The 13,751-nt window shown below is 73.8% G+C and carries 11 protein-coding genes; 4 read left to right on the forward strand and 7 right to left on the reverse strand.

Translation table 11 applies throughout. The features are described 5' to 3' along the window. Nucleotides 1-165 precede the first annotated feature (165 nt). On the reverse strand, nt 166-594 hold the full coding sequence (locus ELX43_RS02945; RefSeq protein ID WP_127782059.1) for a CBS domain-containing protein: 429 nt from the start codon (nt 592-594) through the stop codon (nt 166-168). Nucleotides 595-712: 118 nt separating this feature from the next. On the opposite strand from ELX43_RS02945, the gene ELX43_RS02950 reads away from it, so the two are divergent. Then, nucleotides 713-919, forward strand: coding sequence for a hypothetical protein (locus ELX43_RS02950; protein WP_127782060.1), 207 nt, complete (start codon nt 713-715; stop codon nt 917-919). A gap of 13 nt (nt 920-932) precedes the next feature. Here the strand turns inward: ELX43_RS02950 and ELX43_RS02955 are convergent, their stop codons facing one another. Genes ELX43_RS02955 through ELX43_RS02965 form a run of 3 tightly spaced genes read right to left on the reverse strand, consistent with a single transcriptional unit; the run spans nt 933 to nt 4,512 of the window. Next, nucleotides 933-1,748, reverse strand: a complete 816-nt coding sequence (locus ELX43_RS02955; protein ID WP_127782061.1) for a xanthine dehydrogenase family protein subunit M — start codon at nt 1,746-1,748, stop codon at nt 933-935. Next, nucleotides 1,745-2,245: a (2Fe-2S)-binding protein gene (locus tag ELX43_RS02960; RefSeq protein WP_127782062.1), complete on the reverse strand. Its 501-nt coding sequence runs from the start codon at nt 2,243-2,245 to the stop codon at nt 1,745-1,747. The genes ELX43_RS02955 and ELX43_RS02960 overlap by 4 nt, the downstream gene beginning before the upstream one ends. Next, nucleotides 2,245-4,512, reverse strand: a complete 2,268-nt coding sequence (locus ELX43_RS02965; protein WP_127782063.1) for a xanthine dehydrogenase family protein molybdopterin-binding subunit — start codon at nt 4,510-4,512, stop codon at nt 2,245-2,247. Before ELX43_RS02965 ends, ELX43_RS02960 begins: the two co-directional genes overlap by 1 nt. A gap of 141 nt (nt 4,513-4,653) precedes the next feature. Between ELX43_RS02965 and ELX43_RS02970 the strand changes: the two genes are divergently transcribed. Next, nucleotides 4,654-5,550 (forward strand): oxidoreductase, encoded by an 897-nt coding sequence (locus tag ELX43_RS02970; protein ID WP_127782064.1) that lies wholly within the window; start codon nt 4,654-4,656, stop codon nt 5,548-5,550. Here ELX43_RS02970 and ELX43_RS02975 read toward each other — a convergent pair. Continuing rightward, nucleotides 5,504-6,322: a type II CAAX endopeptidase family protein gene (locus tag ELX43_RS02975; protein WP_127782065.1), complete on the reverse strand. Its 819-nt coding sequence runs from the start codon at nt 6,320-6,322 to the stop codon at nt 5,504-5,506. The genes ELX43_RS02970 and ELX43_RS02975 overlap by 47 nt on opposite strands. Beyond that, a complete protein-coding gene (locus ELX43_RS02980; protein ID WP_127782066.1) occupies nt 6,319-7,215 on the reverse strand; it encodes an NAD(P)H-binding protein in 897 nt (298 codons plus the stop codon). The genes ELX43_RS02975 and ELX43_RS02980 overlap by 4 nt, the downstream gene beginning before the upstream one ends. Before the next feature lie 192 nt (nt 7,216-7,407). Here ELX43_RS02980 and ELX43_RS02985 point away from each other — a divergent pair, with 192 nt between their 5' ends. Then, nucleotides 7,408-11,244: a Pls/PosA family non-ribosomal peptide synthetase gene (locus tag ELX43_RS02985; protein WP_241249848.1), complete on the forward strand. Its 3,837-nt coding sequence runs from the start codon at nt 7,408-7,410 to the stop codon at nt 11,242-11,244. After that, on the forward strand, nt 11,241-12,569 hold the full coding sequence (locus ELX43_RS02990) for a M1 family metallopeptidase (RefSeq protein WP_241249688.1): 1,329 nt from the start codon (nt 11,241-11,243) through the stop codon (nt 12,567-12,569). The genes ELX43_RS02985 and ELX43_RS02990 overlap by 4 nt, the downstream gene beginning before the upstream one ends. Here ELX43_RS02990 and ELX43_RS02995 read toward each other — a convergent pair. Beyond that, nucleotides 12,529-13,656, reverse strand: a complete 1,128-nt coding sequence (locus ELX43_RS02995) for a TIGR03857 family LLM class F420-dependent oxidoreductase (RefSeq protein ID WP_127782068.1) — start codon at nt 13,654-13,656, stop codon at nt 12,529-12,531. The two genes, ELX43_RS02990 and ELX43_RS02995, sit on opposite strands and share 41 nt — an antisense overlap. Nucleotides 13,657-13,751 lie beyond the last annotated feature (95 nt).

Below are 13,751 nucleotides of genomic sequence, written 5' to 3' on the forward strand. Positions count from 1 at the left end.
CAGCGTCAGGGCGACCACGACGAGCACTGTCAGCGCGACCACGATGAGACCGACGACGACCATGGCGAAACCTCCGTTGTGGGACTCGGTACCGGCCCCTATCGTCGCAGGCCCGTGCTCGGCCGTGCGCAGGAGGGTGGGCGCAGGAGAGTGGGCGCAGGAGGGTCAGCCCTGGGAGATGTAGGCGGTCAGCTGCTCCCGGTCGTGCTCCAGCTCGGCGATGTGGCTCTTGACCACGTCACCGATGCTGACGATCCCGGCCAGTCGGCCCTGCACCAGCACCGGCATGTGCCGGGCCCGCTGCTCGGTCATGGTCACCGAGACGCTGTCCAGGCTGTCCTCGGGGCAGCAGGTGTGCACCGGGCTGGTCATGATGTCGGCCACCTGCTGCTCCAGCAGGGCCGGTCCGAGCCGCTCCAGCCGGCGAACCACGTCGCGCTCGGAGACGATCCCCACCACCTCGTCGGCCGCCAGCACCACCGCTGCCCCCACCTCGTGGGCGGCCAGCCGGCTCAGCAGCTCGGGCACCGGGGTGTCCGGTGCGACGGACACCACCTGGACGCCCTTGCTGTGCAACACGTCTGAGATCCGCACGCTGGCCACCTCCCCGCCGCCTGGTGTGACACGGATCACTGCCACGGTGGGGCAAGGGTAGGCGCTCGGCGGGGCGGGGGGAAGGCCTCACCAGGGGCGCATGCGGTAGACAGTCCTCATGACCTCTTCCGAGCAGAACACCCCGGAGCCTGACGACCAGCGGGCCACCCGCGCCGACCTGCTGCCCGAGGAGCAGGCGGCCGGCAGCGAGAACCCGGACGCCCAGGCCCAGGCCATCCTGGACGACTCCGAGCGCCGCACCGTCGACCCCGACCCGGACGCCAGCAAGCAGTCGGGCCGACGCACCTCCGAGGAGGCCAGCTGAGGCTGGCTCGCTCCTAGCCCGCGGCGGCGCTCTCCAGCGCTCGGCGGGTGAGCTCGCGGGCCAGGTGCCTGCGGTAGTCCTGGCTGGCGTGCATGTCCGCGGTCGGCGAGGTGCCCTCGTCGGCCAGCGCGGCCGCGTCGGCGATCGACGCACCGCCGGCCAGGGCCTGCTCGGTGGCCGTGGCGCGCAGCACCGTGGGGCCCATGTTGGCCAGCGCCACCCGGCCGTCCACGGCGGCCGCGGCGATGATCGGCCAGTCGTTGGCCCGGCGGGTGAACTTCTCGTAGCCCCACCCGAGGTGGCCGGTGCGCGGGACCCGCACCTCCACCAGCATCTCGTCCTCGCCGACGGCGGTCTCGAAGAACCCGCGGAAGAACTCCGTGGCCGCGACCGTGCGGGTGCCCTGTGGTCCCTGGACCACCAGCGTGCCGCCCAGGGCGAGCACCGCGGTGGGCAGGTCGGAGGCGGCGTCGCCGTGCACCAGCGAGCCGCCGAGGGTGCCGCGGGCGCGCACCTGTGGGTCGCCCACCTGCCCGGCGACGTGGGCCAGCAGCGGCACCTCCGCCTGGGCGACGGTGGAGGTGTGCAGCTCGTTGTCGCGGGTGAGCGCGCCGATGGCCACCTCGTCGGCCTCCACCCGCACGTAGCGCAGCTCGGCCAGCCCGCCGATGTCCACCAGCACCCCGGGCACCGCCATCCGCAGCTTCATCAGCGGCAGCAGCGAGTGCCCACCGGCCAGCAGCTTGGCCTCGTCGCCGTGCTGGGCGAGCAGGCTCAGCGCCTCCTCCACCGAGCCGGCCCGCACGTAGTCGAACTCGGCGGGGATCATGCGCGCACCTCTGCCTCTGCTGGGGTGGACCCTGCCGTGTTCAGCTCGGCGGCGGCCAGGACCGCACGGACGATGTTGTGGTAGCCGGTGCAGCGGCAGAGGTTGCCCTCCAAGCCCTCGCGCACCTCCCGCTCGGTGGGGTGCGGGTTCTCCCGCAGCAGCCCCACGGTGGCGCACACCATGCCCGGGGTGCAGAAGCCGCACTGCAGCCCGTGCTCGGCGCGGAAGGCCTCCTGCACCGGGTGCATGCTGCCGTCCTCGGCGACCAGCCCCTCGGCGGTGGTCACCTCGGAGCCGTCGGCCTGGGCGGCCAGCACGGTGCAGCTCTTCACCGCCTCGCCGTCCAGCAGCACCGTGCAGGCGCCACAGGAGGAGGTGTCGCAGCCGACGTTGGCCGCGCGGAGCCCGCAGGTCTCCCGCAGGTGGTGCACCAGCAGGGTGCGGGCCTCCACCTCGTCGGTGCGCTGGGCGCCGTTGATGTTCATGCTGACCTGCATCAGGATCCCTCTCCTGCTCGGAGCGCTTCCCACACCCGCATCGAGGTGGTCGGCATGTCGATGTGGCGCACGCCCAGGTGCGCCACGGCGTCGATCACCGCGTTCTGCACCGCCGGGGTGGAGCCGATGGTCCCGGACTCGCCGATGCCCTTGGCGCCCAGCGGGTTCACCGGCGTCGGTGTCTCCATGGAGAGCAGCTCGAAGCTGGGCACCTCGGTGGCGGAGACGATGGGGTAGTCGGCGAAGGTGGAGGTCAGCGGGTTGCCGTCCTCGTCGTAGAGCACCTCCTCCAGCATCGCCTGGGCCGCGCCCTGGGCGATGCCGCCGTGCCGCTGACCCTCGGCCAGCAGCGGGTTGAGGATGCGGCCGGCGTCGTCGGCGGTGATCACCCGCTGCAGGGTGGGCTTGCCGGTGCCGGTGTCCACCTCCACCACGGCCAGGTGGGCGCCGAAGGGGAAGGTGGTGGCTCCCGCGGTGAACGTGGTGTGCACCATCAGCCGCTCCTGCTCGGCCAGCGCCGCGAAGCTGATGCCCACGTCGGTGCCGGCCACCTGCAGCCGGGCGTTGACCTGGTCGACCACCAGGTCGGCGGCGTCGGCCTCGAGCAGCTCGGCGGCGCGGGTGCGCGCCAGCTCCACCAGCTCCTCGGCGGCCTGGTTCACCGCCGCCCCGCCTTGTTGCAGGCTGCGCGAGGCCATCGTGCCGCCACCGACGGGGATGAGGTCGGTGTCGCCGTGCAGCACGGTGATCCGGTCCATCGGGATGCCCAGCCGCTCGCTGGCCAGCATGGCGTAGGAGGTGGCGTGGCCCTGCCCGTGCGGGGAGGTGCCGGTGAGGATGGTGGCGCTGCCGTCGGCGTGCACCTCGATCTCGGCGTCCTCGGCCGGTCCGTCCGGCCCCGCCCCGGTCACCTCGACGTACACCGCCAGGCCCAGGCCCAGCTGGTTGCGGTCGCCGCGGGCCCGGCGCTCGGCCTGCTCCTTGCGCAGCCCGTCGTAGTCGGCCGCGGACAGCACCAGCTCCAGCGCCCGGCTGTAGTCGCCACAGTCGTAGGTGGCGCCGGTGCCGTTGAGGCGCGGCTGGTCGAAGGGCTCCATCAGGTTGCGGCGGCGCACCTCGGCGGGGTCCATGCCGATCTCCGCGGCGAACAGGTCCATCGCCCGCTCCACCGCGGCGGTGGCCTCCGGGCGCCCGGCGCCGCGGTAGGCGGCGATGGTGGTGGTGTTGGTGACCACGCTGCGGACCTTGGTGTGCAGCTTGGCGATGTCGTAGACACCGGGGGCCATCATGCCGGTGAGGATGGGCAGCACCGCGCCGGTGCGCGGGTAGGCCCCGGAGTCCTGCACCAGCTCCAGGGCGTAGGCGGTGACGCGGCCGTCCCGGGTGCCGCCGATGGTGACCACCTGGTCCTGGCCGCGGCCGTGGACCATGCCGGTGAGGTTCTCCGAGCGGGTCTCCACCCAGCGCACCGGGCGGCCCAGGTGCCGGGCGATCCACACGATGAGGGCGAACTCGGGGTCGGCGTTCATCTTGGCGCCGAAGCCCCCGCCCACGTCGGGCGTGCGCACGTGCACCAGCTCGGCGTCCAGGCCCAGCCACGCCGCGATCTCCCGGCGGGTGGCCTGCGCGCCCTGGTTGGAGCACCACACCGTCACCCGGCCGTCGGCGCCCCAGGCCGCGGCGGCGGCGCGGACCTCCATCGGAGCCGGCGCCACCCGCTGGTTGACGATCTCGCGGCGGACCACCACCTCGCAGTCGGCGAAGAAGTCCTCCGGCACCTCCTCGCCCATGGCGAAGACGGTGTTGGTGCCGGCCTCGGGGAAGAGCAGCACCTCGTCGGTGACGGCCTTGGCGGTGCCGATCACGGCGGGCAGCGGATCGATGTCCACCGACACCAGCTCGGCGGCGTCCTCACCCTGGTAGCGCTCCTCGGTGAGCACCGCGGCCACCGGCTCCCCGACGAAGCGGACCACGTCGTGGGCCAGCCACGGGCGGGTCATCGCCTCCGGGAAGAAGGGCATGCCGGGAGGGATGGGGCTCAGCTCGGTGAGATCAGCAGCGGTGATCACCGCGACCACCCCGGGTGCCTGCAGGGCCTCGGAGGTGTCGATCTCCAGGATGCGGCCGTGCGCGGCGGGCGAGCGGACCAGCGTGAGGTGCAGCGCTCCGGTCACCTGGTCGTCCACCAGGTCGTCGGTGTAGGTGCCGCCGGTGGTCAGGAACTTCGGATCCTCGATGCGCACGACCCGCGTGCCCAGGATGCTCATGCCCTCACTGTGCCCTGCGTTACACCCTCGGTCAACGGTTGTTGACCCTGTGCTTGCCCGGCGCGCGTTCGCTCCGGACGCGCTGCGGCAGACCGCCTTCGCGGTGTCGCCGCGGGCCAGGTGGCCGCCTAGGCTGCCGGCATGACGAAGTGGACAGCTGCCGACATCCCCGACCAGAGTGGACGGACGGCCATCGTCACCGGCGCCAACAGCGGGCTGGGGCTGTGCACCGCCGCCGCGCTGGCGCGGGCCGGGGCCCAGGTGATCCTGGCCTGCCGCGACACCGGCAAGGGCTCCGACGCCGCCAGCCGGATGACCGGCGACGTGGAGGTGCGCCGGCTCGACCTGGCCGACCTGGACTCGGTGCGCCGGTTCGCCGACACCGTGGACGCCCCGGTGGACCTGCTGGTGAACAACGCGGGCGTCATGGCGATCCCGCTGCGGCGCACCGCGCAGGGCTTCGAGATGCAGGTGGGCACCAACCACCTGGGCCACTTCGCGCTCACCGGTCTGCTGCTGGACCGCGTCACCGACCGGGTGGTCACCCTGTCGAGCGTGATGCACCGGATCGGCGCCATCCGGCTGGACGACCTCAGCTGGGAGCGCGGCTACCACCAGTGGCCGGCGTACGGGCAGTCCAAGCTGGCCAACCTGATGTTCGCCTACGAGCTGCAGCACCGCCTGGACGCCGCCGGCTCCACCGTGCGCTCGATGGCCGCGCACCCGGGGTACGCCCGCACCAACCTGCAGTCGCGCACGGAGTCGCCGCTGGACGTGGTGACCAACGTGCTCAACCGGGTGTGGGCGCAGTCGGCGACCATGGGGGCGCTGCCCACCCTCTACGCGGCCACCGCGCCGGACCTGCCGGGCGGCACCTACGTGGGCCCGGACGGGCTGGGCCAGCAGCGCGGGCACCCCAAGCCGGTGGGATCCAACCGCCGGTCGCGTGACCGCGAGGTGCAGCGGCGGCTGTGGGGCCTCTCCGAGGAGCTCACCGGAGTCGAGTTCGACCTGCCCTCCACCGTGTCGTCGAGCTGAGTGTCGTCGAGCTGGGTGTCGCCGAGCTGACCCGGGCCCCCGGGCCGAGCAGTCCGGAGGACTGCTTGCCGAACAGCGGCGGCAGGTGGCGCAGCATCAGCGCCGACCACGTGACGTGGCTGATCATCGGGGCCTGGATGCCGCCGGTGGCGCGGCGCTGCAGCGCGAACAGGGTGCCCATCGCGGTGGAGGCCAGCACCAGGGCGGGGTTGCGGGTGGCGCAGGTGGCCAGCGTGTACACCGCGGTGGTGGCCAGCACCGGGCGCCCGGTGCCCAGTGCCCCGGCGCCCAGCGCCGCGAACACCGCGCCGCGGTAGAACACCTCCTCGGCCACCCCGTTGGCCAGCGTGGTCAGCAGCACCAGCCGGTCGGCGCCCTCGTCGGAGTACTGCAGCACCGAGGAGATCGCGCGGTCCAGCACCGGCACGTGCCGGGCGACGAGGGCGGCGGCGTAGAAGACGCCGAACGCGCCCGCACCCACCAGCACCGGGACCAGCACGGGCCGGTGCAGCGCCCCGTCCGGGCCGCGGGCCCAGCCCCGGTGCAGCGGCCCCGACGCCAGGCCGCCGGCGGTGTAGGTGGCGGCTACCGCCAGGGTGAGCCCGTAGAACTCGGGCGAGCCCGGCTCGGTGGACAGCGACACCCCCAGCAGCCCGGCCCCGGCCACCGACACCGCGCCCACCACCTTGCGGCGCCGGGCGAAGGCGGCGTCAGGCTCCCAGTGGTCGCGCGGCACCCGCTCCGTCAGCCACGCCGGCGCTGGGATCCTCACAGCTGCAGCAGGGCCTCGGCGCGCTCGGCCAGCGCTGCCCGGACCGAGTCGTCGTAGCTCATCGGCTGGAAGGGCACGACCTGGCGGATGCTGTCGTCGCGCACGACCACCTCGTTGCGCATCGACTCCACCAGCGAGCGGCCGGTCTGGGTGTCCAGGTCGGTGACCAGCGACAACCACCGCGACGACAGCCCGGGCGAGAGCAGCGGCACCGGCACGATCACTAGCGGCCGCTTCTCGATGGCCGCGACCCGCCGCATCATGTCCACGTAGGCCAGCACGTCGGGCCCGCCCACGTCGAAGGCGCGCCCCCGCGCCTCGGGTGCCTGCAGCACGCCCACCAGGTAGCGCACCACGTCGTCGATGGCGATGGGCTGGGTGCGCGTGCGCACCCAGCGCGGGGTGACCATGGCCGGCAGGTGCTCCACCAGCTGGCGGGTCAGCTCCCAGGAGATGCCCCCGTGGCCGACGATGATGCCGGCGCGCAGCGTGGTCACCGGCACACCCGCCGAGCCCAGGGCGTGCTCCACCTCGCGGCGGCTGCGCAGGTGCTCGGAGAGGTCGTCGTCGTCGTCGCCGAGCCCGCCCAGGTAGACGATGCGCTCCAGGCCCGCGTTCGCGGCGGCCTGGGCGAAGTTCTCCGCGGCGGCCAGGTCGCGCTGCTGGAAGTCGGCGGCGTCCAGGGAGTGCACCAGGTAGTAGGCCGCCGCGCAGCCCTGCAGCGCGGTGGCGAGCGAGCCGGCGTCGTGCACGTCGCCGTAGACCGCCTCACCCGCGCCGTCGTAGGTGTCGGGGTGACGCGTCATGGCCCGCACCTCCTGCCCAGCCTCGACAAGGGCAGGGCACAGTCGTTGACCCACGAAACCGGACGAACCCGCAACCAGAACACGCATGTCCCCAGGATCGCTGGTGTGGCTCGGTTGTGCTCGTCCTGGCTGTGGTGGGGGAGCAGCGGCGTTCACCTTCCGGACACCTTGGTGGTACACCGTGGGCGAAGGCCCGAGCTGGCCCGCGCCTGCCGCAGCAGGACTCCGCGCTGAGACCCCGATAGGACTGACCTTGCCGTGATCCACGCTGATCCACCGCTGCCTGGGCAGACGCTGCCTGGTCAGAAGCTGCCTGGCTCGGCTGCCCCGGAGCCCCGCACCCTGCTCGACATCCTCGCTGCCACTGCTGCGTCCTGGCCGGATGCCGACGCCCTGGACGACGGTCATCGCCGGCTGGGCTACGCGGACCTGTGGCTGGAGGTTCGAGCGCTGGCCGCCGTGCTGGCCGGTGCCGGGATCGGCCCCGGGGACCGGGTGGGGGTGCGCATCCCGTCCGGGTCCTGCGAGCTCTACGTCGCCATCCTGGGTGTGCTCGCCGCGGGCGCGGCCTACGTGCCCGTGGACGCCGACGACCCCGAGGAGCGGGCCACGCTGGTGTTCGGCGAGGCCGAGGTGCGCCTGGTCCTCGACGGCAAGCCGCTGGAGGTGGTGCCAGCCACGCCGCGCGCACCGACGGCGGACGACGACGCCTGGATCATCTTCACCTCGGGCTCCACCGGGGTGCCCAAGGGGGTGGCGGTCAGCCACCGCAGTGCCGCGGCCTTCGTGGACGCCGAGGCGCGCCTCTTTCTGCCGGACCACCCCGTCGGTCCCGGGGATCGGGTGCTGGCAGGGTTGTCGGTGGGCTTCGACGCCTCGTGCGAGGAGATGTGGCTGGCGTGGCGACACGGCGCCTGCCTGGTGCCCGCGCCCCGCTCGCTGGTCCGCAGCGGCAGCGACCTCGGCCCGTGGCTGGTGGCCCACGACATCACGGTGGTCTCCACCGTCCCCACCCTGGCCGCGCTGTGGCCCGCCGAGGCGCTGGAGGCGGTGCGGCTGCTCATCTTCGGCGGCGAGCCCTGCCCGCCGGAGCTGGTCGCCCGCCTCACCGTGCCCGGGCGCGAGGTGTGGAACACCTACGGCCCCACCGAGGCGACCGTGGTGGCCTGCGCCGCCCGGCTCACCGGCGAGGGACCGGTGCGCATCGGGCAGGCGCTGGATGGGTGGGAGCTCGCCGTCGTGGACGCGACGGGCGCCCGGCTGGGCGAGGGCGAGATAGGTGAGCTGATCATCGGCGGCGTCGGGCTGGCCCGCTACCTCGACCCGGCCAAGGACGCCGAGAAGTTCGCGCCGCTGCCCGCGCTGGGCTGGGACCGGGCCTACCGCAGCGGTGACCTGGTGCGCAACGACGCCGCGGGGCTGGTGTTCGTCGGCCGCGCCGACGACCAGGTCAAGATGGGTGGGCGCCGCATCGAGCTGGGCGAGGTGGACGCCGCGCTGCAGGCCCTGCCGGACGTGGCTGCCGCCGCCGCGGCGGTGCGCACCACCCCGGCCGGGCACCCGGTGCTGGTGGGCTACCTGGCCCCGAGCCGCCCGGACTTCGACGTCGCCGCCGCCCGCGTGCAGCTGGGTGCCGTGCTGCCCGCCGCGCTGGTGCCGATGCTGGCGGTGGTGCCCGCCCTGCCCACCCGCAGCTCGGGCAAGGTCGACCGGGCCGCCCTGCCCTGGCCGCTTCCCGTGGAGTCCGCCCACGCCGAGCCGCAGGAGCTCACGGGCACCCTGGCCTGGGTGGCCGAGCAGTGGACTGCTGTCCTCGGCGCCCCGGTGCACAGTCCGGACGCCGACTTCTTCGCTGCCGGTGGGGGCAGCCTGGCCGCCGCGCAGCTGGTGTCCGCGCTGCGGCAGCGCTATCCGGCGGTGACCGTGGCCGACGTCTACGACTACCCGCGCATCAGCGCGCTGGCCGCGGCGCTGGAGGAGCTGGCGGCGCCACCGGTGACCGTCGGGCGCACCGTGGTGCCCACCCCGCGGCGCACGCAGGTGCTGCAGCTGCTGCTGGCCATCCCGCTGCAGACGGTGGTCGGACTGCGCTGGCTGACCTGCCTGGCCGCCCTGAACAACGTGCTCGGACCGCGTTCGTGGGCGCCGGCGGTGTCCTGGTGGTGGGTGGTGCTGGGCGTGGTGGTGCTCGTCAGCCCGCCGGGCCGGATGGCGATCGCCGTGGCCGGTGCCCGGATCCTGCTGCGCGGCGTGCGCCCGGGCGAGCACCCCCGCGGGGGCAGCGTGCACCTGCGGTTGTGGCTGGCCGAGCGGCTGGCCGATGCCAGCGGGGCCGTCGGGCTTGCCGGGTCCTCGTGGGTCACGGTCTATGCCCGGGCGCTGGGGGCGCGGGTGGGCAAGAACGTGCACCTGCACTCGCTGCCCCCGGTCACCGGCATGCTCACCCTGGAGCGGGGCTGCTCGGTGGAGCCCGAGGTGGACCTGGCCGGGCACTGGGTGGACGGGGACGTGCTGCACCTGGGGCGGATCCACGTCGGGCCGGGGGCCACCGTCGGCACCCGCAGCACCCTGCTGCCCGGCGCCCGCATCGGCGCCGACGCCGAGATCGCCGCGGGCTCGGCCGTCACCGGCACCGTGCCCGCCGAGCAGCGCTGGGCCGGTTCGCCGGCCACCCCGATGGGTCGGGCCAAGCACCCCTGGCCCGAGCGCGCACCGGCCCGCAGCAGGGTCTGGGTGCTGGCCTACGGCGTGGGCTCGCTGCTGCTGGCCGCGCTGCCCGTGCTGGCCGGGCTGCCGGGCATCGCCCTGCTGGCCTGGGCGATCGGGGACGCACCGTCGCTGGGCGCGGCGACCGGGCGGGGCCTGCTCGCCCTCCCGGGAGCGACCCTGCTGTGGTTGCTCGGCTACGCGTTGCTCACCGGTGTGCTCGTCCGGGCGCTGGGTGTGGGCATGCGGGCGGGCACCGTGGCGGTGCACAGCCGGCGCGGCTGGCAGGTGTGGGCGAGCATCCGGCTGATGGACGCCGCCCGCGGCTGGCTGTTCCCGCTCTACTCCAGCCTGCTCACCCCGGTGTGGCTGCGCGCGCTCGGCGCTCGTGTCGGCCGCGGCGTGGAGGCCTCCACCGTGCTGCTGCTGCCCCGGATGACCGTGGTGCGCGACGGCGCCTTCCTGGCGGACGACACCCTGGTCGCCGGCTACCGCCTGGGTGGTGGCTGGCTGCGCATCGCCGAGGCCAAGGTCGGCAAGCGGGCCTTCCTGGGAAACTCCGGAGTGACCGCCGGTGGTCGATCGGTGCCCAAGAACGGTCTGGTGGCGGTGCTGTCCGCGGCGCCGGCCAAGGCCAAGGCCGGCTCGTCGTGGCTGGGCAACCCGCCGGTGCGGCTGCGTCGCGCGGCCACCGGTGGGGACGAGGGCCGCACGTTCGCGCCGTCGCGACGGGTGCGGGTGGCGCGCGCGCTGGTGGAGCTGCTCCGGGTGGTGCCCGTGATCGCGACCGCCGCGCTGGGTCTTGGCGTGCTGGCGACCCTGCAGCTGCTGCTTGCCCGATTCGGCGGCGCGGTGGCCGCGGCGTGCGCGGGCCTGGTGCTGATCGCGGCCGGCGCGGTCGCGGTGCTGGCGACCAGTGCGGCGAAGTGGCTGCTGGTCGGGCGGTTCCGGCCGGTGGAGCACCCGCTGTGGAGCTCGTTCGTGTGGCGCAACGAGGTGGCCGACACCTTCGTGGAGGTGCTCGCTGCCCCGTGGTTCGCCCGCGCCGCCACGGGCACCCCGGTGCTGGGTGCGTGGCTGCGCACCATGGGCGCCCGGATCGGTCGCGGGGTCTGGTGCGAGTCGTACTGGCTGCCCGAGGCTGACCTGGTGACCCTGGGGGACGGGGCGACGGTGAACCGCGGCTGCGTGGTGCAGACGCACCTGTTCCACGACCGGGTGATGAGCATGGACACGGTGACGCTGCACGCGGGCGCCACGCTCGGCCCGCACAGCGTGGTCCTGCCCGCGGCGGTCATCGGTGCCAACACCACCGTGGGCCCGGCCTCGCTGGTGATGCGCGGGGACGAGGTTCCGGCCGGCACCCGCTGGGTCGGCAACCCCATCGCTGTTGCTACAACTTGCCGGTGAAGTCCCGTGACGCTGTCCAGCTGGAGGGTTCGGCCTCCGTCGGCGACCCGTACGTGCCCGAGCGCGGCAACGGCGGCTACAGCGTCACCCGCTACGAGCTGGACCTCGACTACCGGGTGGCGAGCAACCGGCTGAGCGGGCGGGCCCGGCTGTCCGCGGTCACCACCCAGTCCCTCAAGCGCTTCAGCCTCGACCTCGCCGGGCTCACCGTGAGCAAGGTGTCGGTGAACGGCACGAAGGCGACGAAGTTCGCCCAGCGGGACGACAAGCTGTACGTCAGCGTGGCCACCCCGCTCCCCGTCGGGGCCACCCTCACCGTCGACGTGCACTACACCGGCGCCCCGACCCCGGTCACCGGCCCGTGGGGCGAAGTCGGCTGGGAGGAGCTGACCGACGGGGTGATCGTGGCCAGCCAGCCGGACGGCGCGCGGTCCTGGTTCCCGTGCGACGACCACCCGAGCGCCAAGGCGAGCTTCCGCACCACCATCACCACCGACTCGCCCTACACGGTGTTCGCCAACGGCACGCTGACCAGCCAGCGAACCCGGTCCAGCCGCACCACCTGGGTGTTCGAGCAGCCCGAGCCGATGGCCTGCTACCTGGCGACGGTGCAGGTCGGGCAGTACGAGTCGACCACCCTGACCGAGAGCGGCGTGGTGCAGCGGGTGCTGGCGCCCAGCGCGCTGCGCTCCGCCGTGGCGCACGACTTCGCCCGGCAGCCGCAGATGATGGCGCTGTTCGAGCGGCTGTTCGGCCCGTACCCCTTCGCCGCCTACACCGTGGTGGTCACCGGTGACCCGCTGGAGATTCCGGTCGAGGCGCAAGGCGCGTCCATCTTCGGCGCCAACCACGTCGACGGCGGCCGGGGCTGGGAGCGGCTGGTGGCCCACGAGCTGGCCCACCAGTGGTTCGGCAACAGCCTCACCGTCCGTGGCTGGCAGCACATCTGGCTCAACGAGGGTTTCGCCTGCTACGCGGAGTGGCTGTGGTCGGAGGAGTGCGGTGGACCCACCGCCGCGCGGCTGGCCGAGCAGGCCCGCACCCAGCTGGCCAGGCTGCCGCAGGACCTGCTCCTCGCCGACCCGCAGCCCGAGCGGATGTTCGACGACCGGCTCTACAAGCGGGGTGCGCTCCTGCTGCACGCCCTGCGCGGCACGCTCGGCGACGAGGCGTTCTTCGCGCTGCTGCGGGAGTGGACTACGCGCTACCGGTACCTCACGGTGACCACCCACGACTTCATCGACCTCGCCGGCGCGCACGCCGGGCAGCCGCTGCGGGAGCTGTTCACCGCGTGGCTGGACCAGCCGAAGTTGCCCAGCTCGTAGCGGCAGCCCGGGGTCGCCCGGGGTTGGCGTCGAGGCCGTCGAACCGCCCGGCCGGGCGCAGCCCGCGGTACTCGGCGACCACCGGCTCCAGCTCGGCCGGGGTGGCGCCGTGCAGGATCACCCCGTCCACGCCCAGGTCCAGCTGCGCCAGCACCCGCTCGGCGCAGCGGCGCGGGCTGCCGGTGGCCGCCGGCTCCAGCCACTCCGCCGGCAGCAGCCCGGCCACGTGGCCCAGCGTCTCGACGTCGGCGACGGTGTCGATCGCGCCGGGCACCCCCTGCACCACCGGGTCGGCCCGGAAGCGGTCCAGCACCGCAGGGTCCCAGCCGTTGGTGCGCACCAGCAGGTCGCCGTAGCCTTGCAGGTAGGTGGCCAGGCGACCCACCGTCTTCTTCAGCCGCAGCTCGGTGGGCAGGTGGTCGCCGACGGTGGCGTAGCAGGACCAGATGCGCACGGCGGCGGGGTCGCGCCCGGCCTGCTCGGCGGCGGTGCGCACGGTCTGCACGGCCCGGCGCACGGTGTCGTCGGTGAAGTAGGTGTGCAGCACCACCATGTCCATGGTTCGCCCGGCCAGGGCCAGCGAGCGGGGCCCGAAGGCCACCATCCCCACCGGGATGTCGGCGTCGAAGCTGGAGTCCAGGTGCAGCACGGGGTACTTCCCGGCCGGGCCGTCGTGGCCGATGATCGTCTCGCCCCGCCACAGCCGGCGCACCAGGCCGACGAAGTCCTCGATCTGGGCGCTGGTGATCCGCGGGATGCCGAACGCGTCGAAGAGCGGCTCGATGCCCCGGCCCAGCCCCAGGGTGAAGCGGCCGTCGGTGAGCCCGTGCATGGTGGTGGCGTAGGAGGCGGTCACCACGGGGTGACGGGTGTTGTGGTTGGTGGCGGCGGTGGCCACCCCCAGCGTGCGCGACAACGCGCCCACCGCGCCGGAGAGCGTGACGGCCTCCTTGATGGTGAACCGCTCGGAGATGAACGCCGAGCCCAGGCCCATCTCCTCGGCGGCGGCCACCTCGGGGCGCACCTCGGCGGGGGAGCGGGGCGCTCCGGCCAGGGTGTAGAAGCCGAGCTCGGTGAGCTGGTCCACCGCGTCTCCTCCGCTTGGCCCTCACCGCCGGAGGGAGTTCGTTGTTACGTTAGTCACACCACGGCCCAGATGCACTGGGCGGCAACGCAGCAGGG

It is taken from the genome of Rhodococcus sp. X156, from assembly GCF_004006015.1.
Classification (GTDB): Bacteria; Actinomycetota; Actinomycetes; order Mycobacteriales; family Mycobacteriaceae; genus X156.

Excerpts from the sequence above, each read along its gene's own strand:
- ELX43_RS02980 (WP_127782066.1), bottom strand. The coding sequence starts at position 7,215 with ATGCGTGTTCTGGTTGCGGGTTCGTCCGGTTTCGTGGGTCAACGACTG.
- ELX43_RS02970 (WP_127782064.1), top strand. The coding sequence starts at position 4,654 with ATGACGAAGTGGACAGCTGCCGACATCCCCGACCAGAGTGGACGGACG.
- ELX43_RS02960 (WP_127782062.1), bottom strand. The coding sequence starts at position 2,245 with ATGCAGGTCAGCATGAACATCAACGGCGCCCAGCGCACCGACGAGGTG.
- ELX43_RS02955 (WP_127782061.1), bottom strand. The coding sequence starts at position 1,748 with ATGATCCCCGCCGAGTTCGACTACGTGCGGGCCGGCTCGGTGGAGGAG.
- ELX43_RS02965 (WP_127782063.1), bottom strand. The coding sequence starts at position 4,512 with ATGAGCATCCTGGGCACGCGGGTCGTGCGCATCGAGGATCCGAAGTTC.
- ELX43_RS02950 (WP_127782060.1), top strand. The coding sequence starts at position 713 with ATGACCTCTTCCGAGCAGAACACCCCGGAGCCTGACGACCAGCGGGCC.